We start from the raw sequence: 25,344 nt of genomic DNA on the forward strand, positions 1-25,344 counted from the left end.
CGCCATGGCGACGCCTCCCTCCCGTCTCCGGACGGCGGCCCCGCCCACCGGCCTGCGGGCAGCCGCCCCGCCACCCCGCCGCCGGCGCGGCCGCCGCGCCCTGGTGGTGCTGGCCGTGCTCGTCGCCATCCCGGCGGCGGGCTACGGCACCCTGCGCTACCTGTTGCGGGACGACGTCCTGCGCCCCCGCCTGCTCGCGGCGGTGGAGCAGGCGACGGGCCGCAGCCTGACCCTTTCCGGCCCCATCGGCCTGAAGCTGTCCCTGGTCCCGACCGTGACGCTGGATGGCGTCGCCTTTGCCAACCCGCCCGGCGCCAGCCGGCCGGAGATGCTGACCGCCCGCCGGGTGGAAGCCAAGCTCGCCCTCCTCCCCCTGCTCTCCCGCCACGTGGCGTTCGAGCGGGTGACGCTGATCGAGCCCGACCTGCTGCTGGAGACGGACGCCGAAGGCCGCGGCAACTGGCGCTTCACCCCCGCCCGCCCGGCTTCCCCCGCCCCGGCCCCTACCACCACGGCGGAACCCGCCGCCAACACCCCGCTGGCCCTCTCCATCGCCGCCATCGGCATCGAAGGCGGCCGCATCGGCTGGCGCGACCCCCGCTCCGGCCGCATCGAGACTCTGGAAGTCCGCGAACTCGCCCTCACCGCGCCCGAGCCGACGGCGCCGATCGACTTCGAAGGCCAGTTCACCCTGCGCGGCGTCGCCCTGGCCGCACGCGGCCAGGCCGGCCCGCTGCCGCGCCTGCTCGGCACCCAGGCCGAGCCCGCCGATTGGCCCCTGCGCCTGACCCTCGCCGCCCCTGGCATCCAGGCGGTGCTGGATGGCGCCATCGCCCACCCGGAAACCGCCTCCGGCTGGCGCATCGCCCTCAACGCCACCGCCGACCGGGCGGACCGCCTTTCCCCCTTCCTGCGCCCCGGCACCACCCTGCCGCCACTCTCCGGGCTGGACCTGCAGGCCCGCGTCGCCGATGCCGGCCCCGGCGCCCCGCCGGATGTGCAAAGCCTGCGCCTGCACACCGCCGGCGGCGACCTCGGCAGCCTGCAACCCGGTCTCCGCCTCGGCGCCAGCACAGTCGGCATCGCCGGCAGCGGCCAGCCCGTCACCCTGGCCAGTGCCCTGACCCTGAACGGCCAGGCCTGGCAGGGCGAGGCCAGCCTGCCACCGCTGCCCGTGCTGCTCTCCGCCGAGCCCTGGCCCATCACCGCCGCCCTGCGCGGCGAAGGCACGGCGGCCCAGGCGCGGGCCACGCTGGCCGGCCCGCGTCGCGCCGCGCTCTCCGGCCGTCTGTCTGTCCAGGCAGCCGATACGCTGTCGCTATCGCGCTCCCTGGCCCTGCCGTTGCCGCAGCTGCAGGACCTGCGGCTGGACAGCAACCTGGCGCGCGACGGCAACCGCATCGCCGCCAGCGACCTGCACCTGCAGGCCCGCGGCATCGCGCTGGAAGGTGAGGCCAGCCTGGTCCTCGCCCCCCGCCGCACCGTCACCGCCCGGCTGAACGCACCACGCATCAACCTGGACGAGCTGACCGCCGCCGCCCCGGTCTCCGCCGCGCCGCAAGCCACCACGCCGCCCGCTACTCCTGCGATCCCCGCCACGCCCGCGACACCGGCGGTGCCCGCCACCCCGGCCACGCCCTCGGCCCCACCGCCGGGGCTGATCCCCGCCATCCCGCTGCCGGTGGCGGCGCTGAAGACGCTGGATGCCAACATCCAGCTGAATGTCGGGGACTGGATCGCCGACGGCATCCTCTATCGGGACCAGCGCATCACCCTGGCGCTGCTGGACGGTCGGCTGGCGCTGGACCCCGTCTCGCTCGGCGTCCCGGGCGGCCGCATGGCCATGGTGCTACGCGCCGATGCCAACGCCACCCCGCCCAGCTTCGCCCTGAGCGCCCGGCACGAAGGCGCCGGTATCGACCTGCGCCCCCTGCTGCAAACCTACCGCCTGCCCGCCCAGAGCAGCGGCCGGGTAGAAATCGAAACCGACCTGACTGGCGCGGGCGCCGATCTCCGCGCGGTCGCCGCCTCCCTCACCGGCCCCTTCGCCGTGGCGATGGCGAACGGGCAGATCGACAACAGCCTGCTGGACCGCTTCGCCGGCGACCTGCGCCGCCTGCTGGTGCCCAACGCACCGCGGGAGGGCAGCACGGCGCTGCGCTGCCTGGCGCTGCGCCTCGCCTTCCGCGACGGTATCGGCCGGCCGGAAGCGCTGTTGCTGGAAACCAGCCTGGCCAACATCACCGGCAGTGGCGAGATCGACCTGAAGCAGGAGCGGCTGAACCTACGCCTGCTGCCGCAGGTAAGGATCGCCGGCGTCGGCATCAGCGCGCCGGTGCGCATCACCGGCACCTTCGCCAATCCGGGCTATCGGCTGGACCAGGGCGGCGCCGCCCAGGCCGCCGCCAGCATCCTGGGCGACCTCGCGGCGCGGCAGCGCGAATCCAGCGTCTCCGCCCTCGGGCAGCTGGCACAGGAACTGGCGGGCCGCCCGGCTGGCAGCCTGCCGGATTGCGCGCAGCAACTGGCGGTGGCACGCGGCGGCCGCAGCGGTCCCGTGCCTGCCGCGGAAGCGCGTCCGCAGCAGGAACAACGCCGCGTCAACCCGGCCGACCTGCTGCGCGGCCTGCTGGGCCGGTAATCAACCAGTCAGTCGGCCCGGCTGGCGCCGGGAGATGGCCGGCAGTGCCGCGCCGCAGGCATAAAAAAAGGGAGCCGTGAGGCTCCCTTCTTCGTTTCGTGGTGTCGCGGCCTTACTCGGCCGCGGCGTCCTCGGTCTCGGCATCCGGGCTGGTCAGCATCGCCTCGGCGACGAGGCCGGACTGGGCGCGGATGCGCTTCTCGATGCTGTCGGCCATCGCCGGATTGTCGCGCAGGAACTGCTTGGCGTTCTCGCGGCCCTGGCCGATGCGCTGGTTGTCGCAGCTGAACCAGGCGCCCGATTTCTCGACCACGCCGGCCTTCACGCCAAGGTCGATCAGCTCGCCGACCTTGGAGATACCCTCGCCGTACATGATGTCGAACTCCAGCTGGCGGAACGGCGGCGCCATCTTGTTCTTCACTACCTTCACGCGCGTCTGGTTGCCGACGACGTTCTCGCGGTCCTTGATCTGCCCGATACGGCGGATCTCCATGCGGCAGGAGGCGTAGAACTTCAGCGCGTTGCCGCCCGTCGTCGTCTCCGGGTTGCCGAACATGACGCCGATCTTGAGCCGGATCTGGTTCAGGAAGATCAGCAGCGTGTTGGAGCGGGAGACGGTGCCGGTCAGCTTGCGCAGCGCCTGGGACATCAGGCGGGCATGCAGGCCGACATGGGTGTCACCCATCTCGCCTTCCAGCTCGGCACGCGGCACCAGGGCGGCGACGGAGTCGACCACCACGACGTCGATGGCGCCGGAACGCACCAACGTGTCGCAGATCTCCAGCGCCTGCTCACCGGCATCGGGCTGGGAGATCAGCAGGTTGTCCACGTCCACGCCCAGCTTGCGGGCATAGCCGGGGTCGAGCGCGTGCTCGGCGTCGATGAAGGCGCAGGTGCCACCCTTCTTCTGCGCCTCGGCGATGGCATGCAGCGCCAGGGTGGTCTTGCCCGAGGATTCCGGGCCGTAGATCTCGATGATGCGGCCCTTCGGCAGGCCACCGATGCCCAGCGCCAGGTCGAGGCCCAGCGAGCCGGTGGAGATAACCTCCACCTCATCGGATTGCTGCTTGGCGCCCATGCGCATGATAGAGCCCTTGCCGAAGGCCCGTTCGATCTGGCTGAGCGCGGCGTCGAGCGCCTTGTTCTTGTCCATGGTAAGGACCCCTTCTGGCGTCGCTGGTCGTAGTGAGTTGGCTGGTATGGGCCGGGCAGGCCTGTGCGAACAAGAGCCCGGGTTAAGTTCACGATTTCGCGATCCATAATGCCCCTGTTCGGGCGCCGCACCAAGCGGCGGTTCGTCATGGATCTTTCGTTCCCTATATGTTCACACTCAGGCCGTTCCGCAAGCGCTTTCGTATCAGGCCGGGCGGATTTGTTCCGCGACGGCGTCTACGAGTCCGGACGGGCTGTAAGGCTTTGCGAGATAACGGATATTGGCCTCCGCCAGTTGCGCTTCAACCACTGCGTTGGCGTAGCCGCTGACCAGGAGGACGGGCAGGCCCGGCAGGTCCCGCCGCAAGGCCTGGGCCAGGGCGACGCCGTCCATACCGGGCATGGCGACGTCCGACACCAGCAGCGCCGGCACCAGACCCCCGGCCACCAGTTCAAGCGCCGATTCGGCATCCTCGGCCACCACCACTTCATGTCCGGCGCGGCCGAGGGCGCGTTCGGCCAGGCGGCGCAGCGGTGCCTCGTCCTCCACCAGCAGGATGGGGCCCTGGGGTACGGGATGAGGGATGGCGGCTTGGGGCGTAGGGCGCGGGGCCTCCGGCGGTGCCTCCACGCGCGGGAGCAGGATGCGGAAGCGGGTGCCCTGCCCTGCCGCGCTCTCCACCACCATGTAGCCGCCGGACTGGCGGACGATGCCATGCACCGTGGCGAGGCCGAGCCCGGTGCCGCCCTGGTCGATGCGCGTGGTGAAGAACGGCTCAAAGATCCGCGGCAAGATGTCGGCGGGGATGCCGGGGCCGGTATCGGCGACTTCCAGCACCGTCCAGCGGCCGGCGGGGACCGTGTCCGGCACGCCTGGCATGGCGGAGAGCAACACCAGCCGGCCGGTGCCGAGCTGCAGCCGGCCGCCCTGTTGCATGGCCTGGCGGGCATTCATCGCCAGGTTCATCACCACGCGGTCCAGCTGCGACGGGTCGATCAGCACCTGGCGGCCGGGGTCGTCCAGCGCCAGTTCCAACGTGACACCCTGGCGCAGCACCGTGCGTTCCAACAGGCGGGCGATGCCTTCGACGGCGCCGTTCAGCTCCACCAACCGGGGGGCCAGCACCTGCTGGCGCGCGTAGGCGAGCAATTGTCGCACTAGCAGCGCGCCCCGTTCCGCCGCCTGCCGCACCTGCGCCAGTTCCGCCGCCAGGGCCGGGTCGGGCGCCGGGCCGGCGAGGCGCAACGCGTCCTCGCTGGCACCCAGCACCACCGTCAGCAGGTTGTTGAAGTCATGCGCGATGCCGCCGGCCAGCGTGCCGAGGGTTTGCAGGCGGTCGGCTTCCGCCGCGTTGTCCCGGCTGGCGACCTGGCGCAGCAGCAGCAGCGATTCGCCGTGCGGAAGCGGGATGCGGTGTGGCAGGACCGGTTGCTCCGCGATGCCCTGCGGCGCGGCCAGGCGGAGTTGCCCCGGTGCCCGCCCGCCCTGCAGCCAGGACAGCGCCGCCGTACGATCCGCCGCCGCGAAGAGCTGGCTGGCCGGCATGCGGCGCCGCACCGGCTGGGCGGGGCCGAGCGCCTGCCGCAGCGCGGCGTTGGAGGCCAGGATGCAACCGACATCGTCCAGCCACGCCGCTGCATCCGGCAGGCCATCGAGTACGGCCTGGGACAGGCGTGCCTCCGCCTGCCGCCGCCATGGGAAGCGCCACCATTTCATGCCCGCAGTATAGCCTCACGGAAACGTGAGTCAGGCATGAAACATGCGCGGGCGGGCGGCGCTAGCGTAACAATGCCAGGGTACGGTTCAGCACATCCTGGCAGGCGCGCAGCGTGGCTTGATTGTCCGGCGGTTGGCCGGCGCGCGGGCCTGGCCGGCCGCCGCTGGTTGGGCCGGGGCGAAGCAGGCGTTCGGCGGTGGAGAGGATGGCATCCGGCTCCGCCGCCGGGCCGGCGGCGACCCTCAGGGCATGGTCCATTTGCATCGCCTTCGCTCCTTCCTGTGGCGGGGACAGGCGGCATTGTGCCAGCGGTCAGTAAAGAGACGGTCAATGCGGCGTGGCGCGGCAAGGATCTGTTAGGGAGCGGGCCTGTATCGTCCCGGTGCCATGACCTCTCCGCAGAACCCGGCCGTGCTGGCCCGCATCGAAGCGATGGATTCCACCCTGGCGGTTGCCACCGCCCTGGCCACGGCCGGGCGCTGGCTGGACCTGGATGGGCTGGAGGCCGAGATGAACCGGCTGTGCGGCGCCGTGCTGATGTTGCCGGAGGAGGACGGCAAGGCGCTGCGTCCGGCCATGGCCGGGTTGCTGGTGCGGCTGCAGGGACTTTCCAGCGCCCTGCTGAAGGAGATCGATTCGCCGTTCGGGCCGGCGGAATAGCCGGAGGCCGGCGCATCCCGGGCCTGGAATCAGACGCGCGGCCCATGCCGGAGCATGGGCCGCGCTGCCTGAAGGCCAGCAGGTTGGCCATGGCCGGGCGCCTGGGGCGACGGCCATGGCGGCAGGGCTCAGCCCTGCGGCAGGTGCTTGGCGATATAGGGCGGCAGGTGGAAGGCGCCGGTGTGGATCTCCGGCGTCCAGTACTGCGTCTGGCCCAGGATGCCGGCGGCTTCCGCGCGGGCGCGGATGGTGGCGGTGTCCACCTGGCGCAGCGTGGCATCCTTGGCGGACCAGCCCAGCGTCATGAAGCCGCCCACATAGGTGGGGACCGCGGCGACATAGGCGAAGATGTCGCTGAAGGACTTGGCGCGGCGCAGCGAGGTGTCGTGCAGCTCGTCCGCCTGCATGGCGGGGACACCACACTGGTTGACGATGACGCCCTTGTCCGTCAGCAGGCGGGCGACATTGGCGTAGAACTCATCGGTGAAGAGCACTTCGCCGACGCCGATCGGGTCGGTGCTGTCCACGATCACCACGTCGAAGCTGCCATCGGCGGCCTTGCGGACGTAGTCGATGCCATCGGCCACCAGCACTTCGGCGCGCGGGTCGTTCCAGGCATCGCCGGCGATGCCGGGGAGGAATTCCTTGGAGAGGCGGATGACCTCGCCGTCGATCTCGACCATCACGGCCTTCTCGACATTCTTGTGCTGCAGGACGCGCTTCAGCACGCCGCCGTCACCGGCGCCGATGATCAGCACGCGCTTGGCATCGCCATGCGCCAGCAGCGGCACGTGGGTCAGCATCTCCTGGTAGACGAACTCGTCGCCTTCCGTGATCTGCACGACGCCGTCGAGCAGCAGGACGCGGCCGTGGGTGTAGCTTTCGAACACCACGATGTCCTGGAAATCGCTCTGCACACGGGCGAGTTCCCGCTTCACCATGAAGCGCTGGCCCCATTCGGGGTAGAGGGTCTCGTTGATCCAGGAATCGGTCGGCATGGGATGGGTATCCTCTGGCGATGCACGAAAAGAGGGCGGGGTCATATGGACCCCGCCCTCCATCAAATCACGTGAAAGGCTGGTGTCAGCCGATCAGGCCGCGCTTGTGCTCGGCGAGCTGCACGCGCTCGGGCAGGAAGCCCTTCTTCAGCACGGGCACCGCGTTGTACGGGTTGCAGTCCCCGCACACGAAGATGTCCAGCGCCGCGTAGGAACGCTCCGGCCAGGTGTGGATCGAGACATGGCTCTCGGCCAGCACCAGCACGCCAGACACGCCACCATTCGGGGAGAAGTGGTGGAAGTGGCCGTGCAGGATGGTCGCACCGGTCTTGATCGCGGCTTCGCGCAGCACGGCATCGATATGGGCAGGGTCGTCCAGGTTAGTGGCTCCCCACAGATCCACGATCAAATGCGTACCGGCGAAACGCACGCCATCGCGCTCGACGAAGTAATCCTTCGCCTCAGCGGCATCGAAAGTCTGGGCTTCGCTCGGGGATTCCGAGACCATCCCCAGCGGAGAGATATGAGAGTCCATGTGGGGCTCCTTTCCACCAGCAGATGACCAGGGTGATCGAACATCGATCGGGGTCAACGGCGCCGCATATGAGGCATATTTTCCCCTTCCTCAAGAAAAATCGGGACTTTGAGGCCGAAAGAATCGCGTGTCCCCCCCGCGTTGGACGCGCATCTCATCGCGTAAGGGCTGGAATGGCCCGCAATGGCTCCAGCCACGGCGCAATGTTACGGAAAAAATATCGGGTCGGATTGGTGGGAAAGCCGGTGCCGTGGCGGTGCCGGGGACGGGTGGCGCGAAAAAACCGGGGATGGACGAAAAAACCGTCCCATTTCCGTCATAGAGACGCTTGCCGAGGCGCGGCGGCGTGATTATACCCCGCCTCCTGAGATGGACGGGTGGCCGAGCGGTCGAAGGCGCACGCCTGGAAAGTGTGTATACCTCAAAAGGGTATCGTGGGTTCGAATCCCACCTCGTCCGCCAGAACCCCCTTCCGATGAAATCCTAGCAGTTCGATGTCCGGTACGGTTGAAGGGTTTGTGCCCTGCCGGGCGTATCGCCGTGTCCGGTCGAGACCCATTTAGCGTTGCGCTGTGTGGGACACGACGGAGCCGAGGTGGGTAGGAGCAGGAATCCAGGCTTGCGCGCCGAACTAGAGGGTGTTTTGCCGAGGACCCGCCTACGCGCATCCAGGTAACTGCGCTCATTCCAATATAGGCGTTCCGACACCGCCTGCCGTTTCCTCTCAGCGCTCTTCCCTGCTTCGTCGCGAGCGGTTGCCACGATGGGACGGCGTGCTATCCGGCTAAGGCAGTGCCCGGGAGGGATACCAAGGATGCGCGACTTCGTGGTGCAAGCACTGCCCTGGGTGATCGGTATCGCGAGTGTCGGTGCCTTTCTGGCGGTGGGCGGCGCGGAGACATCAGCAGGCCGGACGATCGCCGCCGTCATCTTGGGGCTCGGCGTCGTGGCGATTGCAGCCCTGCCACTCGTGCTGCGGTGGGCCCGTCGGAACGCCGCAGCAACGCGACGAGCGTTGGAGCGGGATCTCGATCAACGACATCGCGAGAGGCAAGAGGAAGACCGCTGATCGTCTGCCGCTGAATGGCGAGAAGGATCGGGGCCCAGTGGCGGTTATGTCTGGGAGCCGCTTTCCAGACGCATGCCCTGAAAAGGCGGCTTGCCTGATGGATACTCTTGATCACGAAACAGACAGACGCTTCACATGCGTTTTGTTGCTCTGTTTGCCGGCGCCGTGACCGGGCACCCGGTACTGATCTGGGAACAGGTTGAACGGAGCCTACTAGATGCAGGGGCAAATATGCTGACAGGCGTGACCGGCGAGCGCGAGGCGCTCGAAGTGCCTTTGCAGACGGAGGCTTACCGGAACCAAGGTGCGTACCAGTCTGCCTCAGGCTGATGGCCGCTTAAGAGTGGCAGCCATGAAGGCATGGTGCGCGGGTAGCTGCTTGTGTCAGGGCCGGCGATGAGCGATGGGACCCGCTTCTGCTCAAGATGGACAGTTCGGGTACAGCGTGCCTCGGGCGGCCAAGATTAGAATGGCAGTGGGCCGCGCCGGCCCTTTATGTGGGCCGGCGCGGGATCAGGCTCAGGCGGAGCCGAGGAAGACCCAGCTATCGTGGGTGGCGTCGGCGGTCAGGACGCGGGCTTCCAGGCTGTCGGAGAAGCCGACCAGAACGTCCGCCCGATCTCCGCCGTTCTGCAGGAAGCTGTTGTAGAAGTCGCGCCCGACCTGATCGGCCGGACGGTCGAGCACGTTCTGGTAGAGCTGCTCGATGAAGTTCGCGTTGTCCAGGCTGCCATAGAGATTGGCGAATTCAGGTGAATCGATGAAGCCGCGCGCGACGGAGCTAAGCGATTCACCGCCTTCAAGGCGCAGGTACCAGAATTCGAGGCCAGCGGCCTCGGGGGCGCGGTTCAGCGCCGCTTCGTAGAGGCGGTAGGCGCTGCCGTATTCGCGGTCTCCGGTGAAGGACAGCGAGTTCTGGATGTTCTCGATGCTGTCGGAGAATGCCATCAGCACGTTATCGCGCCCGAGGGTGCCGGCGTTGAGCTTGTCGACGTAGAAGGACACGCCGCTGGCTTCGCCAGGCCGGTCCAGGATGTTCTGATAGAGGGCGGAGACGTAGCCGAAATTATCGAGATTGCCGTAGCGGGCGAGGAACTCGGGCGACTGGCTGAAATAGGTCGCGACGTTCAGCTCGGTAATCGCGCCGGCTTCCAGCCGTTCGGTGTAGAATTCGAGGCCGGCGACCTCGGGCCTGCGGTCGAACGCCGCCTGGTAGATGTGGGTGACGTCCTGCGCCGCGCCGGTGGGATCGAAGCGGCCGACGCCGTCGGTGAACAGGATGTACTTGGCGTCCGTTAACGTGGACGTGCCGTCACGGCCTTCGACCTTGTCCTGCAGATAGAGTTGGCCGAGGCCGGTTTGCGCGATGATGTAGTCGGTGTGCAGGCCGGAGAGGAATTCGTCGTTCGGCAGGCCGCCACCATTGCCGAGGCCGACGCCGACATTGATGCCGCCCTGCCCGTTCGACTGGAAGCCGAGCTGGTCGCCGTCGAAGGAGCCGCTGACGGTGGCGCTGGCGACCAGCGTGTTGCCGTTGAAGACCTGAATCTGGCCTCCTTCGTAGCGAACATCGGTGGCGGTGGAAACGCCGGCGAAGGACAACACGTCGTCCGAGTTAAAGCCGGTGACGTTGCTAAGCAGGTTGACGTTCAGGCCTGGGTTCAGCACCAGCAGGCCGCCGACGCCGGTGAAGTTGATCGGCGACAGCAGGTTCACGCCGAGGGTGGAGGAGAGGTCCAGCTTGCCGGCGTCGCCGATGTTGAAGGTCGTCAGCGCATTGACGTTGGCCAGGCTGTCGATGGCGAGGCTGGCGTTCTGTACCTGGATGGTGGAGAGCAGGCCGATTGTCACGGTGTCGAAAGTGACGTTCACCGGGTCTCCGGCTGGCGAGGTGCCGTTGCGCTCGACGATGATGCGCGAGCTGAGGCCGAGGGTGACATCGTAGGAACCAGATGCGTTGAGGGTTTGAGTGCCGAGAATCGGGACGTTGACAGGGGTGCCCATAACTCAGTGATCTCCCGCTTTTTCTCTTGGACGCCAAGGCCCAGGCATTCGCTGCGCCCTGTTCTGGTCACGTTGAAAAGCGGCAATACTTCCGTAAAATAAAATAAATGTGTTCTGAAGGTAAATTCTGCGGAAGTTCTTTTCTCAAAGGGAGATTTCGCGGACGTGAGGAGGTTGCCGGCCCTGCCATGCCGCTATGCCGTGAAACTTTCCTCTTGCACGGAGAACCGGCTTGGCATGGCTGTAGAATTGCCGAATTCCGGCCAAGCCCTGGCTTTGCTAGGCGCCTCATGGCGCTTCGGTCTCGGTCGATGCGGGAGGCGGGTCTGGGAATCGCCTCGCTGGCCGGATGCTGTCAGCGGCGCGGGAGGCCTGGGTCGAAATCGATGCCGTCGCCGATCTCGCCCAAGCTGAGCAAGGGGCGGGCGGGAATGGTGAGGCGGCGGGTCTTTTCCTCGTCGTTCTCGATGCTGCCGGTCGTCACGGTGGCGCGGTGGGTACTGTAGTTGATGCTGACGGCTTCCGTGTCGCCGCTGCCGCGGTTCACGGAAAGGCTGTCGTAGCCGATCAGCTCGAACCGGCTGTTCTGCCAGCGGAAGGTGAAGGTCGGGCGCAATGTGCCGTAGGAGCCCGCGTTGGCGAACAGGTGCTGCGTGACACGCAGGGTGCCACGCTGGATGGCGACGTCATCCGGGGAGGTGATCGCGTCTTCCAGGGTCGGGCTCACCGGGCGGCGGACCAGGGTGTGGTCCTGCAGGGCCAGGCGGTAGCCGCCTTGTTGGCCGAAGGCGATGGCGAGGATGCGGGGGTTGGTGTCGAACCGCCTCGGGCCGAGGCCGCGATTGTCCAGCACGCTCTCCGGCGCCTGGTTGCGCAGGAGGAGGGCGAGGTCCTCGACGCCGTCGCCGTTCAGGTCGCCCTTGGCCAGAATCTCCTGCCGCCAGCCGGTGGGGGTGAAGCCGTCGGCGCTGGCGGCCTGGGCCGGCAGGGTGGGATAGGTGACATCGGGGATGCTGAGAGGCTGTGCCAGGGAAGTGGTGGCGGCCAGCAGGCTGGCTGCGCAGCCGGCGAATGCGGCGTGGATCCAGGATGACGTCACAGCTCTGTCCTCGCAGTTGCGGTAGCCCGCGATACGTCCCTGGCGCGGCGGATGCCAACGACAAGTTCTTGATGAGCGGACGGCGTGGCGTGGGCTGGGCGCTGCAACTGGCCAGGCTGCCGCTGGTTAGAATCGCATCAAGGATCGCGAAGGAGCGAGCGATGGAAACGCCGGACGACAAGACGGACCTGCAGAGCAGCCTGCAGGACGGGTTCAGCCGCCTGGACGAGACCGCCAAGCGGCTGGGCGACGAGACGCGGGACACGATGGAGACCGTGGCCGACCAGGCGGAGGGCTATGTGCACCAGGGCATGGCCAGCCTGAACAAGGCGGGCAACGCGGTGGCGGGCGCCATTCGCGGGCGGCCGTTCACGGCGCTGCTGGTGGCCGGGATCGGCGGTGCGATGGCGGCACTGGCGCGGCCGCACCGTTAAGCCTTCGTTGACGATTCTCCCGCAGGCTGAGGCGTCGGTAGAGAGGACGCCATGCGGAGGATCAGGTGGATGGTGGCGGCACTGCTGATCGCGGTGCCGCCGGCGAACGGTGTTGCCTGGGCGCAGAACCAGTGGAGCCGGCCGCAAGGCCGGCAGGACTCCAACCAGCAATATCGGCAGCCGCGCGCATACCGGCATGACGGGTACGTGGAGCGGCAGGGATCGACCCGGCGCTATTACGACTGGCGTGGCGAGTATGAGGGGCGGTCGGAACGCTCGGCCGGTGGCGGCGTGCGACGGTTCTACGATGAGGATGGGCGGTATCTGGGGCGGGAGGATGTGCAGCGCGACTTCCGCCAGCGCCGCTGGTGAGAAAATGCGCCTCATCGCAGGAATTTCGCCGGTTGTTTGCCGGGCGTGAACTATTCCCCGCCATCATGCCCTGGCCCGAAGGCAAGAAGCCTTGGGAAAAACGGCGACAAAAGGCGCCGTCTGGCTTGACTGGACCTGTCATCCGGGCGCGACCGCGAAGCGGCGCGCCCGGATGCACGTTGTGTGGGGCTCAGATAGATGCCGGGGCCGGAGGATGGCGCCTCTGTCGAAGCTCGCACCGTGAAGCGGCGTGGCCGCGCGAATCGCGCGGCCTGGCATCTCAGCCGCGCGGTGCAGGCGTGGCGGGCGTTTGCAGGAAGCCCAGCACCGCATCGGTCAGCATGTGCTTGTGGTGCTGCTTGGTCTCCGCCGATTGCAGCTCCCGCCGGAACAGCCGGCTGAAGGTATGGCGGTTGGAGACGCGGTAGAAGGAGAAGGAGCTGATCAGCATGTGGACGTCGACCGGGTCGGCGTCCTGGCGGAACAGGCCTTCCTGCTGGCCGCGGCGGATGATGTCCGCCAGCATCTCGATAACCGTGACGTTGAGGTTCTGGATGACCTCGGACTGCGCGACGTAGCGGCCGTGGTGGATGTTCTCGATGCTGACGAGCCGGACGAAATCCGGATGCTCGTCATGGTAATCGAGGGTGAATTCCACCATGCGGCGCATCGCCTCACGCGGCGGCAGGGCGTGCAGGTCCAGCTCGCGCTCGATGGCGCGGATGCGGCCATAGGCTTCTTCCAGCACCGCCAGGTACAGGCCGTCCTTGCTGCCGAAATAGTAGTAGATCATCCGCTTGGCGGTCTTGGTGCGGGCGGCGATGGCATCCACCCGCGCGCCGCTCAGCCCGTGCAGGGCGAATTCCTCACGCGCGACCGCCAGAATTTCCTGCCGGGTACGATCCGCATCGGGACGGCGAAGGCGGGCGGGCGGCGCCTTGGCGGGCTCCTTGGTGATCGACACGTGTTCCATTCATCCAGCAGCGGGAGGCGCGAAGCCCGGGCGCGGGAAGCCTAGCACCGACGGCCCGGCTTGTCGCGGCGCGGGATGGCGGGCGTGGCGGGCACGGTGCCGGAGCGCTTCGGCAATGGTTGTGCGACGCGGGCGGGATGGCCGCCCATGCGGATGCATGGACGGCCCTGCCCTGCTGCCCGTGCCTGGGCGCCGCCCTGGCCGGCGGCGCCCGGGGTGCGGGAGAGGCCTGTTACTCGGCGGTGATGCCGCGGCTGCGGATGACCTCGGCCCACTTGCCGCTCTCGGTGGCCAGGTAGGCGGGGAATTCCTCCGGCGTGCCGACGGTGGGGAAGTTGGACGCGGCACGGAGGCGGGAGAGCACGCTCTCATCCTTCATGGCGTTGACCAGGGCGGTGTGCAGGCGGCGCACCACCGGCTGCGGCGTGCCGGCCGGGGCCAGCAGCGCGAACTGCGAGGAGCATTCGAAGCCCTGCAGCCCGGATTCGGAGATGGTGGGGACATCCGGCGTGAGCGGATTGCGCTGCAGGCTGCTGACGCCGATGGCGACGACTTCCTTGGCGGCGATCAGCGGCAACGCCGTCACGGCATCGACGAAGGCCATTTCGACGTCGCCGGCCAGCATCGCCTGCACGGCGGGGGCGCCGCCGCGATAGGTGACGTTCATCACCTGGATGTCGGCCATCTTGAGGAACAGTTCGGTCGCAAGGTGGGCGGAGGAGCCGGCGCCGGAGGAGGCGTAGCTCATCTTGCCCGGCTGGGCCTTGGCGCGGGTGATCAGTTCCTGCACCGACTTGATGCCGGTCTGCGGCCGGACGCAGAGGAAGATCGGCGTCTCCGCGATGCGGCCGACGGGGGTGAAGCTGCTGGCGTCGTCATAGCCCTTCTGGGGGAAGAGATGCGTCGCCATGGCGTAGGTGCTGTTGACGCCCATGAGCAGCGTGTAGCCATCCGGCCGCGCGCGGGAGACGTACAGGTGGCCGATGGTGCCGGAGGCGCCGGCGCGGTTTTCCACCACCATGGGCTGGCCGAGCTCCTTGGCCATCTGCTGCGCCAGGAGGCGGCCGACGAAGTCGGTGGAGCCGCCCGGGGCCCAGGAGACCACCAGGGTCACGGTATGGTCGGGGAACACGCCGGGGGTGGCGGCGGGCGCGGTCTGCGCCTGGCCGGCGCGCGGCAGGAGGCCGGCGGAGGCCGCGAGCACGCCGAGGCTGGCGCAGCCGAATTGGCGACGATTCATGGTAGATCCTTCCCGAGACATCTCTTCCCGGTGCGCTTCGAAGGGCGCACCTTGGCGTGCGGCGCGATGCCGCATTGACCTTTACGTACTAGTTAGTCCATGAACATAGCAAGAGCAAAAGCCACGCGCATTGCAGGAGAGTCGTCCTTTGACCACCCAGAGTCCCGCCCCCTCCCCCACCGGCTCCGCCGTGGGGCGCCGCCCGCATCTGCTGCTGGGGCTGGTGGGGGCCGGCATCCAGCTGTCCCGCACGCCGGCGATGCATGAGGCGGAGGGCGCAGCGCAGGGTTTCCTGGCGCTGTACCGGTTGATCGACCTGGACGTGCTGGGGCTAGGGGTGGAGGCGCTGCCGGAGCTGCTGACGGCGGCCGAGCGGATGGGCTTCGCCGGGCTGAACATCACCTATCCCTGCAAGCAGGCAGTGATCCCGCATCTGGATGAGTTGTCGGATGCCGCGCGGGCGCTGGGGGCGGTGAACACCGTGGTGTTCAGGGACGGCAAGCGGATCGGCCACAACACCGATGCGCCGGGCTGGGCGGAGGGCTTCCGCCGGTTGCTGCCGGACGTGCCCATGCAGCGCGTGGTGCAGATCGGCACCGGCGGGGCCGGCGCCGCCGTGGCGCATGCGGCGCTGGAGCTGGGCACCGGCACGCTGACGCTGTTCGACCAGGACAAGGCGCGGGCGGAGGCGCTGGCGGCCTCGCTGTGCGAGCGGTTCGGCGCCGGGCGCGCCGTGGCCGGCACCGACCTGAACGCCGCGGTGGGTACCACGGACGGGCTGATCAACGCCACGCCGATGGGCACCGCCAAGCACCCCGGCATGCCCCTGCCCGCCACGCTGCTGCGGCCGGAGATGTGGGTCTCCGACGTCGTGTACTTCCCGCTGGAGACCGAGTTGCTGCGGACCGCCCGCGCGCTGGGCTGCCGGGTGGCGCATGGCGGCGGCATGGCGGTATACCAGGCCGTCGAGGCCTTCCGGCACTTCACGGGGCGGTCACCGGACGCGGCCCGGATGACCGAGACCTTCCTCTCCTTCGACCGCTGAGGCAGCACCGCGCATGTTCGTGACCGTGCAAGACCTGACCATCCATGTGCAGGTGGAGGGGCCGCCGGGCGCCGACGCGGTGCTGCTGCTGCACTCGCTGGGCACCAACCTGCATGTGTGGGACGAGCAGGCGCGAGTGCTGGCGCGCCAGTACCGCGTGATCCGTCCCGATCTGCGCGGCCATGGGCTGACGACGGTGACGCCCGGCCCCTACGCGATCGACGCGCTGGCGCGGGATGCGCTGGGCGTGCTGGACGCGCTGGGGGTGGAGGTGGCGCATGTCGCCGGTATCTCCATCGGCGGGATGATCGCGCAGTCCCTCGCAGCGCAGGCGCCGCAGCGTGTGAAGCGGCTGGTGTTGGTGGACACCGCGCTGGCGATTCCACCCGCGCAGAGCTGGACCGATCGGGCCGCGCTGGTGCGGGCGCAGGGCATGGGCGCGGTGGTGGAGGCGGTGGTCGCCCGTTGGGTGACGGCGCCGGCGTTGCAGGGCGCGGCGGCGCATGGCCTGCGCGCGATGCTGCGGCGTACCGATGCGGAAGGCTATGCGGCGGCTGCCGAGGCGATTGCCGCTGCCGACCTGACCGCCGCTACGCGCGGGCTGGCGGTGCCGACGCTGGTGCTGGTGGGGGACCAGGATGCGGCGACGCCGGTGGCCTCGGCCGAGGCGCTGCGCGATGCCATTCCCGGCGCGGTGCTGGAGGTGCTGGCGGATGCCGCGCATATCCCGACGGTGGAGCGGCCGGAGGCGGTGACCGCCGCGCTGGTGCGCTTCCTGGCGCCGGATGCGGTCGCGGACCCGCTGGAGGCCGGCATGGCGGTGCGCAAGGCGGTGCTGGGTGCCGCGCATGTCGCCCGCGCCAGCGCGGCGGCGACGCCGATGGACGCCGCCTTCCAGGACTACATCACCCGCAGCGTATGGGGCGGCATCTGGACCCGGCCGGGCCTGTCGCGTCACACCCGGTCCCTGCTGACGCTGGGGCTGATGGCGGCGCTGGGGCGGGAGGGCGAGTTCGTGCTGCATGTGCGCGCCACCCGCAACACCGGCGTGACGCCGGAGGAGATTGCCGAGGTGCTGTTGCAGGTGGGCGCCTATGCCGGCGTGCCCGCCGCCAACCACGCGCTGAAGCTGGCCAAGCAGACCCTGGCCGAGATGGACGCGGCCTGAAGGCTGCGCCGACCCCGTGCCGGCATGCAGCAGGCCGAGACGGCCGACGCTGAAACGCTGGGGTGCCGGCACCAGTTGTAGCGGTGCCGATGGACGATCCGGGACCCGGTGGCCCTGGATGGACCGCTGGCTTCCCGGCATGATGGCGGACCCCTGCCCGCATGTTCGGCATGGCCGCCCCGTGGTGGCCGTGCTGCCGGATTTGATTGATCGCGTGGTTCACGACCCGGGCCGCAACTTCAGGCGGGGACCACGTTCCAGACGCGCATCGACGAGGACGCCCGCATGTTGAACCTGCCCCGCCTGCCCCGCTCGATCGCGACCGTCTGCCTCAGCGGCCATTTGCTGGACAAGCTGGAAGCGGCCGCCGCCGCCGGCTTCGACGGCGTGGAGATTTTTGAGAACGACCTGCTGACCTATGAGGGCTCGCCGGCGGAGATCCGGCGGCTGGCGGAGGATCTTGGCCTCGCCATCACCATCTTCCAGCCGTTCCGCGACTTCGAGGCGATGCCGGAGCCGCAGCGGGCGCGGAACATGGACCGGGCGGAGCGGAAGTTCGACGTGATGCAGGCGCTGGGCACCGACCTGGTGCTGGTGTGCAGCAACACGCAGGAGGTGGCGATCGACGACGACGCGCGCGCCGCCGCCGACCTGGCGGAGATGGCGGAGCGCGCGGCGAAGCGCGGCTTGCGCGTGGGCTACGAAGCGCTGGCCTGGGGGCGGAATGTCAGCCGCTGGAAGCATGCCTGGAAGATCGTGCAGATGGCCGGGCATGATTCGCTCGGGCTGATCGTGGACAGCTTCCACACCCTGTCGCTGGGCGACGAGCATGCCGGTATCGCCGAGCTGCCGGGCGAGAAGATCTTCTTCGTGCAGTTGGCGGATGCGCCGCGGCTGAGCATGGACGTGCTGTCCTGGAGCCGGCATTTCCGTAACTATCCTGGCCAGGGCGACCTGGATGTGGGCGGCTTCCTCGGCTCGGTGATGAAGTCGGGGTATCGGGGACCGATCTCGCTGGAGGTGTTCAACGACGATTTCCGCGAGGCACCGGCGCGGTTGAATGCGCGGGATGCGCTGCGTTCGTTGATCCTGGCGGAGTCGCAGGCGGGCGTGGCGGAGTTGCCGGCGCTGGCGAAGTGCGAGGGCGTGGCCTTCCTGGAATTCGCCGTGGACGTGGCGGCACGCACGCGGCTGGGCGGGTTCCTGGAGACGCTGGGCTTCCGGCTGTGCGGGCGGCACCGGTCCAAGGACGTGCTGCTGTACCGGCAGGGCGGCATCAACCTGGTGCTGAACGCGGAGCAGGACAGCGCGGCGGCGGAGCATTTCCAACTGCACGGACCCTCCGTCTGCGCCATGGCGCTGAAGGTGGACGATGCCGCGCGGGCGCTGGCGCGCGCCCGGGCGTTGCAGTGCTCCGAATGGCAGGAGCATCGCGGCGTGGATGAAAAGGCGCTGCCCGGCATCCGCGCGACCGATGGCACGCTGATCCTGTTGATCGGGCCGGATGGGGACGGCGACAGCAGCCTGTCCTGGCAGAACGACTTCCATATGCTGGAGGACGCGCCGGAGGGACCGCTGGCGCAGATCGACCACGTGGCGCAGGCGTTGCCGACGGGCAGCATGGACAGCTTCGTGCTGTTCTGGCGCGCCGTGTTCGGGCTGGAGCCGCAGCAGGCGTTCGAGATCGCGGACCCGCAGGGCCTGATCCGCAGCCGGGCGATGATCAGTCCGGATGGGGCGCTGAGGCTGCCGCTGAACATTTCCGAAAGCCGCAAGACCTCCACCGGGCGCTTCGTCACCGCCTTCGCGGGCGCGGGCGTGCATCACGTGGCGTTCGATACGCAGGACATCTTTGCCGCGGTGCAGGATTTCCGCGCGAAGGGGCTGCGGACGTTGCAGATTCCGCCGAACTACTACGACGATCTGGGCGCGCGCTGGGGGCTGGAGGACGACATGCTGGCGCGGCTGCGCGAGCATGACGTGCTTTATGACCGCGATGCGGGCGGGGAGCTGTTCCAGTTCTACTCGCATGCCTTCGACAGCCGCTTCTTCTTCGAGGTGATCGAGCGGCGGGGGGCACAGGGCTTTGGCGCGGCGAATGCATCCGTGCGGATGGCGGCGCAGGCGCGGGGGTAATCTCTACGTCGATCGTGGTTAGGAGGGCCGGGGAAGGAATTCCCCGGCCCTCCTTGTATTGGCCGCGCGCGGTGGTGGGCGATTGATTGTGGCTTGAGCTTTGCAAAAATCTTGGCGGCCAGAGGGGTGGCGTCGCGCCTGTGCCGCTGCCGCGCCCACGCTGAGAAGTCCGGCTTATCGAATTCGCAGCTGGAGTTATTTGAGAGTTACTCGCAGTTGCACTAAGGAGCCGCTTTACCCTGCGGGGCGCGGGACCGATGGGTGGCTGAGATGACGGTGAGACGCGCGCTGCGGCGCAAGGAGATTCCGCTGGCGGTGGCGGCCGCGCTGGTACCAGGCCTGGCCTGGGCGCAGGGCGCGGTGCCGGAGGGCACGGTGCAGTTGCCCACCGTCAATGTCGAGGCCACCGGGCAGACGGCGACCTCCCCCGTGCGGGGCTTCGTGGCGGAGCGCGCGGCGAGCGCCACCAAGACCGACACGCCGTTGCTGGAGACGCCGCAATCCATCAGCGTCATCACCCGCGACCGGATCGACGCGCAGGCGATCCGGAGCGTGAGCGAGGCGTTGCGCTACACGCCGGGCGTGCTGAGCGAGATGTCGGGCTTCGACCCGCGCTTCGATTCCGTGATGATCCGTGGCTTCAACGCGCGGCCCAGCCAGTACCTGGACGGCATGCGTCTGCTGCGGACCTTCGGTCCCACCGCGATCGAGCAATACGGGCTGGAGCGGCTGGAGGTGGTGCGCGGCCCTTCCTCCGTCCTCTACGGGCAGACGGTGCCGGGCGGGCTGGTCAACATGGTCAGCAAGCGGCCGACGGAGACGTCGTTCGGCGAGGTGAACCTTTCCGCCGGCAGCCATGACCGCTTCCAGGGCGGCTTCGACCTGGGCGGGCCGCTGACCGAGGACGGCACGCTGCTGTACCGGGTGACCGGCCTGGTGCGGAACAGCGATACCGAGATCGACCATGTGGGCGACGACCGTTATTTCATCGCCCCTGCCCTCACCTGGCGGCCGACGGCGGATACCAGCCTGACGCTGCTGGGGCGCTTCCAGTATGACCAGAACAGTTCCCCCATCGGGCTGCCGGCGCAGGGCACGCTGCTGCCGAACGTGAATGGCCGCATCCCGCGCAGCCGCTTCGCCGGGGAGCCGGACTACAACCGCTCCGACGTGACGCAGACCAGCATCGGCTGGAACTTCGAGCACCAGTTCGACGACGTATGGACCGTGCGGCAGAACAGCCGGTACATGCACAACACGGTCAAGTACAACAGCCTCTACGTCTCGGCGCTGGAGGCCGACCAGTTCACGATACGTCGCGGCAGCCTGGTGCAGCGGGAGACGTCCGACACGCTGAACCTGGACAACCAGGTGCAGGCGCGGTTCACCACCGGGCCGTTCGAGCACACGGTGTTGGCGGGGCTGGAGTACCGGCAGTTCTGGGGCAATACGCAGAGCTATTTCGGCACGGCGCCGACGCTGAACATCTTCAACCCCGGCTATGGCGCCTTCGTGCCGGATTCACGGCTGACGGCGGTGGGCGGGCTGCGCACCAACAACAACCAGCACCTGGCGCAGACCGGCCTCTACCTGCAGGACCAGCTGCGCTACGGCAACTGGCTGCTGACGGTGGGCGGGCGCCAGGACTGGGCGGAATCCCGCACCGTGGGCCGCGTGACGCGGGCCCGTACCAGCCAGGATGACGACGCCTTCACCGGGCGCGTGGCGCTGATGTATGTCTCCGACATCGGGCTGGCGCCGTATGTCAGCTACTCGACCTCCTTCGACCCCGTCGTCGGTTCCTACAATGCCGGGCGTGGCGGCGGCGCGTTCCAGCCGACCGAGGGCGAGCAGTACGAGGCCGGCATCAAGTACCAGCCGCCGGGGATGAACAGCTTCATCACCGCCTCCGTCTTCCAGCTGACGCAGACCAATGTCTCGACCCGCGACCCGCTCTTCCCCAACTCCTCCGTGCAGACTGGCGAAGTGCGGGTGCGCGGCGCGGAGCTGGAGGCGGTGGCGAGCCTGGCGCGGGGGCTGAACGTCATCGGCGCCTATACCTATCTGGATGGCGAGATCACCAAGGCCAATGACGGCACGGTGGGCAACCGCCCGGGCCTGGTGCCGCAGCATGCGGCCAGCCTGTGGGCGGATTACCGGATGGGCGAAGGCACGGTGTTGCCGGGCCTCGGCTTCGGCGCGGGCGTGCGGTACACGGGCTCGCTGTATGGCGACAATGCCAATGTCTATCGCTCGCCATCCGTGACGCTGGCGGATGCGTCGGTCAGCTACGAGTTCGGCAATTACCGGTTTTCGGTGAACGGCAGCAACATCTTCGACAAGCGCTACGTCGCGTCCTGCACCGGGGCCACCTATTGCTATTACGGCACCGGGCGGACGGTGATCGGCACGCTCGCCTACCGCTGGTGAGGGTGTGGCCCGCCGGTGCCAGGGCGCCGGCGGGCCGCTTGCGTCGCATCAGGCGCTGGGCAACAGGGCCTGCTGCACCATGGCGGAATCGACATACTGGGTCATGCGCAGAATCTTGCCGTCCCGCAGCTCGTAGAGATGGGCGAAGGACGCGCGCATGAAGCGGCCGGTGGCGCGGTAGGTGCCGCTGTAGACGCCGAAGGCGGCGATACGGTCGCCATCCTCCAGAAAGGTGTGGGTCTCGGCGCGGTAGCCGATCCACTCGGTGCCCAGGCGGTGGAACACGCCGGCCATGATGGCCTCCGCGCCCACATAGGTGCCGGCATAAGGGAAGCCCGCCGCCTCCGTCCATTCGGCATCGGGGGCGAGTGCGGCCAGCAGGTTGCGGCCGTTCTCCTCCGACGATCCCTCATAGGTGGAGCGGATGAGAGCCAGGTTGCGGCCCATGCTCAGCCCCAGCTCATCTCGCCCTTGGCCACCTTGGCGCCGATATCCAGCGCCACTTCCATGCCGAGGCCGGGGAAGCGGGCCTTCATCGCGGCGATCAGCGCGGCGGAGTTGGCGGCCTTGGGCACCTCCTCCTCGAAGGCGAGCAGGTAGGCCCGGGTGTGCTGGACGGCGGAGATGTCGGTCGGAGCGGCCGCGGTCATGTGCCCCGGCACGACGACGGCCGGCTTGCGGGCGATAATGGCATCGAGCGTGGCGACCCAGGCGGCACGGGCTTCTGCGCTCTGCGTATCCGCCGTCCAGACATGCACGCCGGCGAAGACCAGCACGCCGCCGAACACCGCCTGCAGGGACGGCGACCAGAGGTAGCGGCGGTTCGGCAGGCCGGTGGCGTCGACGATCTCGATGGCCTGGCCATCGACCGACAGGGCCGGGCCGTCGAACGCATCGGGGAAGACGATGTCGGCCACGGCGCGGGGGCCGTTCTCCTTCAACTGCGGGCCCCAGGCGCCGATCTTCTTCTCCACGCTGGCGCGGATGGCGGCGATGGTGGCGGAGGCCGCGATGACGCGGGCCTGCGGGAAGGCCTCATGGACCGGGCGCAGGCCAAAATAGTAGTCGGGGTCGCTCTGGCTGACATAGATGGTGGTGAGGCGCTTGCCGGTCGCCTTGATCGCCTCCGCCAGGGCCTTGCCGTCGGAGAGGGTGAAGCCGGCGTCGATCACCACCGCCTCGGTGGCGCCGGAGACGAGCACGGGCGCGCGGAAGAAGCCGTTGGGCCCGGCGGGGAAGTGCCGCCAGGTGAGGCCGGCGGCCACGGCGCGGCCGATGCCGGCGGGGGCCAGCGCGGCGGCGGTGGCGGTCAGGGCGGTCTTCACGGCGGTTCTCCTGGTGAACATGGGGGCTCTCCTTCGGCAAGCGGGGTGCGTGGCGGTGCTGGTTTGGGCGGGACTGCCGCCCGCCGTTCGACCGGGAGGATGCCACGCTGGTGTCGTACGAATTAGTCGAATGAATCGGACAGAATGTCTGCCAGTGGTTGACAATCCAGCGCGGCGCGGCGTCCGCTGGCCGGCATGAACCTGAACCGGCTGGTCTATTTCGCGGCGGTGGTGGACACCGGCTCCTTCACCCGGGCGGCGGAGCGGCTGCGGGTAACCAAGGCCGTGGTAAGCCAGCAGGTGGCGGAGCTGGAGAGTGAGCTGGGCACGACGCTGCTGACACGCACCACCCGGCGCGTGCAGCCAACCGAGGCCGGACGGCTGTTTCACGCCCGCTGTGCCTCCATCCTGCGCGAGGCCGAGGACGCGTTCGGCGAGTTGGCGCAGGTGGCGGCGGAGCCCACGGGCACGCTGCGCGTCACGGCGCCGTATGATTACGGCATCGCCTCCGTCGTTCCGGTAGCGACCGAGTTTGCCGCCCGTTACCCGGCCTGCCGGCTGGAGCTGATGCTGGCGGACCGGACGGTGGACCTGGCCTCGGCCGGGATCGACATGGCGATCCGCGTCGGCTGGCTGGAGGATTCCAGCCTGCAGGCACGGCGCATCGGCGGCTTCCGGCAGGTGCTGGTGGGCAGCCCGGCGATGGCGGCGCGGATCGCCGCCGTGCAGGAGCCGGAGGAGCTGGCGGCGCTGCCCTTCGTCGCCAACATGGCGTTGCGGGAGCCGCTGCTCTGGCCGTTCACCCGTGCCGGGACGGAGAAGCGCCTGGTGCGGATGCGCTCCGCCCTGGCGATCGACACCACGCCGGCGGTGCTGGCGGCGGTGCAGGGCGGTGGCGGGCTCTCCGTGCTGCCGGATTTCCTGGTTGGGACGTTGCTGGCGGCGGGACAGCTGGTCGAGGTGCTGCCGGCGTGGCATTTGCCGTCGGGCGGCATCCACGCGGTGTATCCGGCGGCACGCTTCCGCCCGGCCAAGGTCACCACCTTCCTGGCCATGCTGGTTGCGGCGGAGGCCGCCCGGGGGCGGTGACGGCGCCTGGCACGGCTTCACGCCATCGGGTGGTTGCTCTAGCGGGAGGGGGCGTCGTCCGCCGGGTCCAGGCTGGTCCAGTAGGTGCCTTCGAAGGGCACGGCGGCGAAGCGGCGGTTGATCTCGGCCAGGGTGGCGGCGGGGTCGAGGTCCGCGAACAAATCGGGGCGGACCCAGCGGGCCAGAACTTCCGCCCCCACCACGTTGATCGCGGTGCCGGAGAAGTAGTTCCACAGCCCGTGGGCGCGGCCGGCACGCACGGCATCCAGGTTGGATAGCGCCGTCTCCTGCGTCACAGCCTGCAGGCTGCGGTGGGCGGTGGCGGCGTCCACGCCGGTGCCCAGCAGCAGGCCGGTATGGTCGCCCGGGCGGTACAGGCCAGTGCCGATGAACAGGTCGGGCGGGTCGCTCAGCACCTGTTCCAGCGAGATCTGGCCGCCGGGGCGGTTGCCCAGCACGGGCGTGGCGGCGTTGCGGCCGCCGACCAGGGCGAGGAATTCGCCGCTTCCGCCGGTGCCGGCGGCCCAGCAGCAGGGCCAGCGGCCGGGGAAGGCGTTCAGCAGCACGCGCGGCGCGGCGCCTTGCCCGGCCGGGGACGGGTTGGCGGCGACGCGGCTGCGGATGCGCTCCATCCGTTCCTCGTGGAAGCGGATGAAGGCGTCGGCTTGTTCGCGGCGGTCCAGCGCCTCGCCCAGCAGGCGGATGGTGGGGGCGGTGTTGGTCAGCGGCTTCTGGAACACGTCCACGAACAGGACCGGCACGCCGGATTGCGCGAACTGTTCCAGCAGCGGCCTGGATTCCGCCGAGTTGGCCTGCCAGGCGCTGAGGATGACCAGGTCCGGCGCCAGGGACAGGCCGCGCTCGATGGAGAAGGTCTGGCCGACATTGGTGGTCAGCACCGGCACGGCGTCGATGGCGGGAAAGCGGCGCTGGAAGGCGACGTAGCTCTGTGGGTCCGCCCGCCGCATGTCGCCCCCCATGCCGACCAGCAGGGAGACGGGGTCCGGGTGGATGAGGGACAGGGTGAGGAGCTGCATGCTCTCCCCCAACAGCAGGGTGGCGGGCTTGTGGGGCAGCGTGACCTGCCGGCCCAGCACGTCGGTGACGGTGCGGGGCCACTGCGCCCAGGCGGGGGTGGCCAGCAGCAGCAGGGGCGCCGCCAGCAGCGGGGCCAGCAGGGCCCGGATGCGCTTGAACATGACGGTGGCCTCCGCAGCCGCATGAGAGGGCTTCGGCATAGCGGCGTGCCCGGGGCC

At 69.0% G+C, this 25,344-nt stretch carries 22 protein-coding genes and 1 tRNA gene; 11 read left to right on the forward strand and 12 right to left on the reverse strand.

The features are described from left to right. Positions 1–4 precede the first annotated feature (4 nt). Entirely contained in the window at positions 5–2,641 is a 2,637-nt protein-coding gene (locus IBL26_RS07985) for an AsmA family protein (RefSeq protein ID WP_187783946.1), read from the forward strand. Positions 2,642–2,753: 112 nt separating this feature from the next. Here the strand turns inward: IBL26_RS07985 and recA are convergent, their stop codons facing one another. The 3 genes from recA to IBL26_RS08000 all read right to left on the reverse strand — a co-directional run bounded on the left by recA (position 2,754) and on the right by IBL26_RS08000 (position 5,769). Continuing rightward, positions 2,754–3,794, reverse strand: a complete 1,041-nt coding sequence (gene recA / locus IBL26_RS07990; RefSeq protein WP_187783947.1) for a recombinase RecA — start codon at positions 3,792–3,794, stop codon at positions 2,754–2,756. A 204-nt stretch (positions 3,795–3,998) separates the two neighbouring features. After that, on the reverse strand, positions 3,999–5,510 hold the full coding sequence (locus IBL26_RS07995) for an ATP-binding protein (protein WP_187783948.1): 1,512 nt from the start codon (positions 5,508–5,510) through the stop codon (positions 3,999–4,001). A 61-nt stretch (positions 5,511–5,571) separates the two neighbouring features. Then, positions 5,572–5,769 carry a hypothetical protein gene (locus IBL26_RS08000; protein ID WP_187783949.1) on the reverse strand — a complete coding sequence of 66 codons (198 nt, stop codon included), beginning with the start codon at positions 5,767–5,769 and terminating at the stop codon, positions 5,572–5,574. Positions 5,770–5,898: 129 nt separating this feature from the next. Here IBL26_RS08000 and IBL26_RS08005 point away from each other — a divergent pair, with 129 nt between their 5' ends. After that, positions 5,899–6,171, forward strand: coding sequence for a hypothetical protein (locus IBL26_RS08005; protein WP_187783950.1), 273 nt, complete (start codon positions 5,899–5,901; stop codon positions 6,169–6,171). A gap of 128 nt (positions 6,172–6,299) precedes the next feature. On the opposite strand, the gene speE is transcribed toward IBL26_RS08005, so the two are convergent. Both speE and speD read right to left on the reverse strand, forming a co-directional pair. Beyond that, positions 6,300–7,169: a polyamine aminopropyltransferase gene (gene speE, locus IBL26_RS08010; protein ID WP_187783951.1), complete on the reverse strand. Its 870-nt coding sequence runs from the start codon at positions 7,167–7,169 to the stop codon at positions 6,300–6,302. A gap of 85 nt (positions 7,170–7,254) precedes the next feature. Continuing rightward, positions 7,255–7,704 carry an adenosylmethionine decarboxylase gene (gene speD, locus IBL26_RS08015; protein ID WP_187783952.1) on the reverse strand — a complete coding sequence of 150 codons (450 nt, stop codon included), beginning with the start codon at positions 7,702–7,704 and terminating at the stop codon, positions 7,255–7,257. 371 nt (positions 7,705–8,075) lie between these two features. Here speD and IBL26_RS08020 point away from each other — a divergent pair. Together IBL26_RS08020 and IBL26_RS08025 are read left to right on the forward strand one after the other, a co-directional pair. Beyond that, positions 8,076–8,166: transfer RNA gene (locus IBL26_RS08020), tRNA-Ser, on the forward strand. Positions 8,167–8,518: 352 nt separating this feature from the next. Next, positions 8,519–8,773, forward strand: coding sequence for a hypothetical protein (locus IBL26_RS08025; protein ID WP_187783953.1), 255 nt, complete (start codon positions 8,519–8,521; stop codon positions 8,771–8,773). Between the two features lie 519 nt (positions 8,774–9,292). Here the strand turns inward: IBL26_RS08025 and IBL26_RS08030 are convergent. Together IBL26_RS08030 and IBL26_RS08035 are read right to left on the reverse strand one after the other, a co-directional pair. Continuing rightward, complete coding sequence (locus IBL26_RS08030) at positions 9,293–10,777, reverse strand: DUF4214 domain-containing protein (protein WP_187783954.1); 1,485 nt, start codon at positions 10,775–10,777, stop codon at positions 9,293–9,295. Positions 10,778–11,132: 355 nt separating this feature from the next. Then, positions 11,133–11,876 carry a hypothetical protein gene (locus IBL26_RS08035; protein ID WP_187783955.1) on the reverse strand — a complete coding sequence of 248 codons (744 nt, stop codon included), beginning with the start codon at positions 11,874–11,876 and terminating at the stop codon, positions 11,133–11,135. A gap of 71 nt (positions 11,877–11,947) precedes the next feature. Here IBL26_RS08035 and IBL26_RS08040 point away from each other — a divergent pair, with 71 nt between their 5' ends. Together IBL26_RS08040 and IBL26_RS08045 are read left to right on the forward strand one after the other, a co-directional pair. After that, positions 11,948–12,310 (forward strand): hypothetical protein, encoded by a 363-nt coding sequence (locus IBL26_RS08040; RefSeq protein WP_187783956.1) that lies wholly within the window; start codon positions 11,948–11,950, stop codon positions 12,308–12,310. A 51-nt stretch (positions 12,311–12,361) separates the two neighbouring features. Next, positions 12,362–12,682: a hypothetical protein gene (locus IBL26_RS08045; protein WP_187783957.1), complete on the forward strand. Its 321-nt coding sequence runs from the start codon at positions 12,362–12,364 to the stop codon at positions 12,680–12,682. Between the two features lie 280 nt (positions 12,683–12,962). Here IBL26_RS08045 and IBL26_RS08050 read toward each other — a convergent pair whose 3' ends face one another. Together IBL26_RS08050 and IBL26_RS08055 are read right to left on the reverse strand one after the other, a co-directional pair. Next, complete coding sequence (locus IBL26_RS08050) at positions 12,963–13,646, reverse strand: TetR/AcrR family transcriptional regulator (RefSeq protein ID WP_367615393.1); 684 nt, start codon at positions 13,644–13,646, stop codon at positions 12,963–12,965. A gap of 241 nt (positions 13,647–13,887) precedes the next feature. Continuing rightward, on the reverse strand, positions 13,888–14,895 hold the full coding sequence (locus tag IBL26_RS08055) for a Bug family tripartite tricarboxylate transporter substrate binding protein (protein ID WP_194443537.1): 1,008 nt from the start codon (positions 14,893–14,895) through the stop codon (positions 13,888–13,890). A 148-nt stretch (positions 14,896–15,043) separates the two neighbouring features. Between IBL26_RS08055 and IBL26_RS08060 the strand changes: the two genes are divergently transcribed. From IBL26_RS08060 to IBL26_RS08075, 4 genes are all read left to right on the forward strand, one after another. Beyond that, entirely contained in the window at positions 15,044–15,940 is an 897-nt protein-coding gene (locus tag IBL26_RS08060; protein ID WP_194443538.1) for a shikimate dehydrogenase, read from the forward strand. A gap of 13 nt (positions 15,941–15,953) precedes the next feature. Beyond that, a complete protein-coding gene (pcaDC, locus tag IBL26_RS08065; protein ID WP_187783959.1) occupies positions 15,954–17,108 on the forward strand; it encodes a bifunctional 3-oxoadipate enol-lactonase/4-carboxymuconolactone decarboxylase PcaDC in 1,155 nt (384 codons plus the stop codon). Positions 17,109–17,393: 285 nt separating this feature from the next. After that, positions 17,394–19,244 carry a bifunctional sugar phosphate isomerase/epimerase/4-hydroxyphenylpyruvate dioxygenase family protein gene (locus tag IBL26_RS08070; protein ID WP_187783960.1) on the forward strand — a complete coding sequence of 617 codons (1,851 nt, stop codon included), beginning with the start codon at positions 17,394–17,396 and terminating at the stop codon, positions 19,242–19,244. Between the two features lie 270 nt (positions 19,245–19,514). Beyond that, on the forward strand, positions 19,515–21,674 hold the full coding sequence (locus IBL26_RS08075; RefSeq protein ID WP_187783961.1) for a TonB-dependent siderophore receptor: 2,160 nt from the start codon (positions 19,515–19,517) through the stop codon (positions 21,672–21,674). A 48-nt stretch (positions 21,675–21,722) separates the two neighbouring features. Here the strand turns inward: IBL26_RS08075 and IBL26_RS08080 are convergent, their stop codons facing one another. Together IBL26_RS08080 and IBL26_RS08085 are read right to left on the reverse strand one after the other, a co-directional pair. Further along, a complete protein-coding gene (locus IBL26_RS08080; protein WP_187783962.1) occupies positions 21,723–22,121 on the reverse strand; it encodes a nuclear transport factor 2 family protein in 399 nt (132 codons plus the stop codon). Between the two features lie 2 nt (positions 22,122–22,123). Further along, positions 22,124–22,999 (reverse strand): MBL fold metallo-hydrolase, encoded by an 876-nt coding sequence (locus IBL26_RS08085; RefSeq protein ID WP_206684169.1) that lies wholly within the window; start codon positions 22,997–22,999, stop codon positions 22,124–22,126. A gap of 195 nt (positions 23,000–23,194) precedes the next feature. On the opposite strand from IBL26_RS08085, the gene IBL26_RS08090 reads away from it, so the two are divergent. Next, positions 23,195–24,088: a LysR family transcriptional regulator gene (locus IBL26_RS08090; RefSeq protein WP_187783964.1), complete on the forward strand. Its 894-nt coding sequence runs from the start codon at positions 23,195–23,197 to the stop codon at positions 24,086–24,088. Positions 24,089–24,126: 38 nt separating this feature from the next. Here the strand turns inward: IBL26_RS08090 and IBL26_RS08095 are convergent, their stop codons facing one another. Further along, on the reverse strand, positions 24,127–25,287 hold the full coding sequence (locus IBL26_RS08095) for an ABC transporter substrate-binding protein (protein ID WP_187783965.1): 1,161 nt from the start codon (positions 25,285–25,287) through the stop codon (positions 24,127–24,129). Positions 25,288–25,344 lie beyond the last annotated feature (57 nt).

Source organism: Teichococcus aerophilus (assembly GCF_014490485.1).
Taxonomy (GTDB): Bacteria; Pseudomonadota; Alphaproteobacteria; order Acetobacterales; family Acetobacteraceae; genus Pseudoroseomonas; species Pseudoroseomonas aerophila.

Bases quoted from the DNA above. Each gene is read 5' to 3' on its own strand.
- IBL26_RS07985 (WP_187783946.1), top strand. From the start codon at position 5: ATGGCGACGCCTCCCTCCCGTCTCCGGACGGCGGCCCCGCCCACCGGC.
- recA (WP_187783947.1), bottom strand. From the start codon at position 3,794: ATGGACAAGAACAAGGCGCTCGACGCCGCGCTCAGCCAGATCGAACGG.
- IBL26_RS07995 (WP_187783948.1), bottom strand. From the start codon at position 5,510: ATGAAATGGTGGCGCTTCCCATGGCGGCGGCAGGCGGAGGCACGCCTG.
- IBL26_RS08000 (WP_187783949.1), bottom strand. From the start codon at position 5,769: ATGGACCATGCCCTGAGGGTCGCCGCCGGCCCGGCGGCGGAGCCGGAT.
- IBL26_RS08005 (WP_187783950.1), top strand. From the start codon at position 5,899: ATGACCTCTCCGCAGAACCCGGCCGTGCTGGCCCGCATCGAAGCGATG.
- speE (WP_187783951.1), bottom strand. From the start codon at position 7,169: ATGCCGACCGATTCCTGGATCAACGAGACCCTCTACCCCGAATGGGGC.
- speD (WP_187783952.1), bottom strand. From the start codon at position 7,704: ATGGACTCTCATATCTCTCCGCTGGGGATGGTCTCGGAATCCCCGAGC.
- IBL26_RS08025 (WP_187783953.1), top strand. From the start codon at position 8,519: ATGCGCGACTTCGTGGTGCAAGCACTGCCCTGGGTGATCGGTATCGCG.
- IBL26_RS08030 (WP_187783954.1), bottom strand. From the start codon at position 10,777: ATGGGCACCCCTGTCAACGTCCCGATTCTCGGCACTCAAACCCTCAAC.
- IBL26_RS08040 (WP_187783956.1), top strand. From the start codon at position 11,948: ATGAGCGGACGGCGTGGCGTGGGCTGGGCGCTGCAACTGGCCAGGCTG.
- IBL26_RS08045 (WP_187783957.1), top strand. From the start codon at position 12,362: ATGCGGAGGATCAGGTGGATGGTGGCGGCACTGCTGATCGCGGTGCCG.
- IBL26_RS08055 (WP_194443537.1), bottom strand. From the start codon at position 14,895: ATGAATCGTCGCCAATTCGGCTGCGCCAGCCTCGGCGTGCTCGCGGCC.
- pcaDC (WP_187783959.1), top strand. From the start codon at position 15,954: ATGTTCGTGACCGTGCAAGACCTGACCATCCATGTGCAGGTGGAGGGG.
- IBL26_RS08070 (WP_187783960.1), top strand. From the start codon at position 17,394: ATGTTGAACCTGCCCCGCCTGCCCCGCTCGATCGCGACCGTCTGCCTC.
- IBL26_RS08075 (WP_187783961.1), top strand. From the start codon at position 19,515: ATGACGGTGAGACGCGCGCTGCGGCGCAAGGAGATTCCGCTGGCGGTG.
- IBL26_RS08080 (WP_187783962.1), bottom strand. From the start codon at position 22,121: ATGGGCCGCAACCTGGCTCTCATCCGCTCCACCTATGAGGGATCGTCG.
- IBL26_RS08090 (WP_187783964.1), top strand. From the start codon at position 23,195: ATGAACCTGAACCGGCTGGTCTATTTCGCGGCGGTGGTGGACACCGGC.
- IBL26_RS08095 (WP_187783965.1), bottom strand. From the start codon at position 25,287: ATGTTCAAGCGCATCCGGGCCCTGCTGGCCCCGCTGCTGGCGGCGCCC.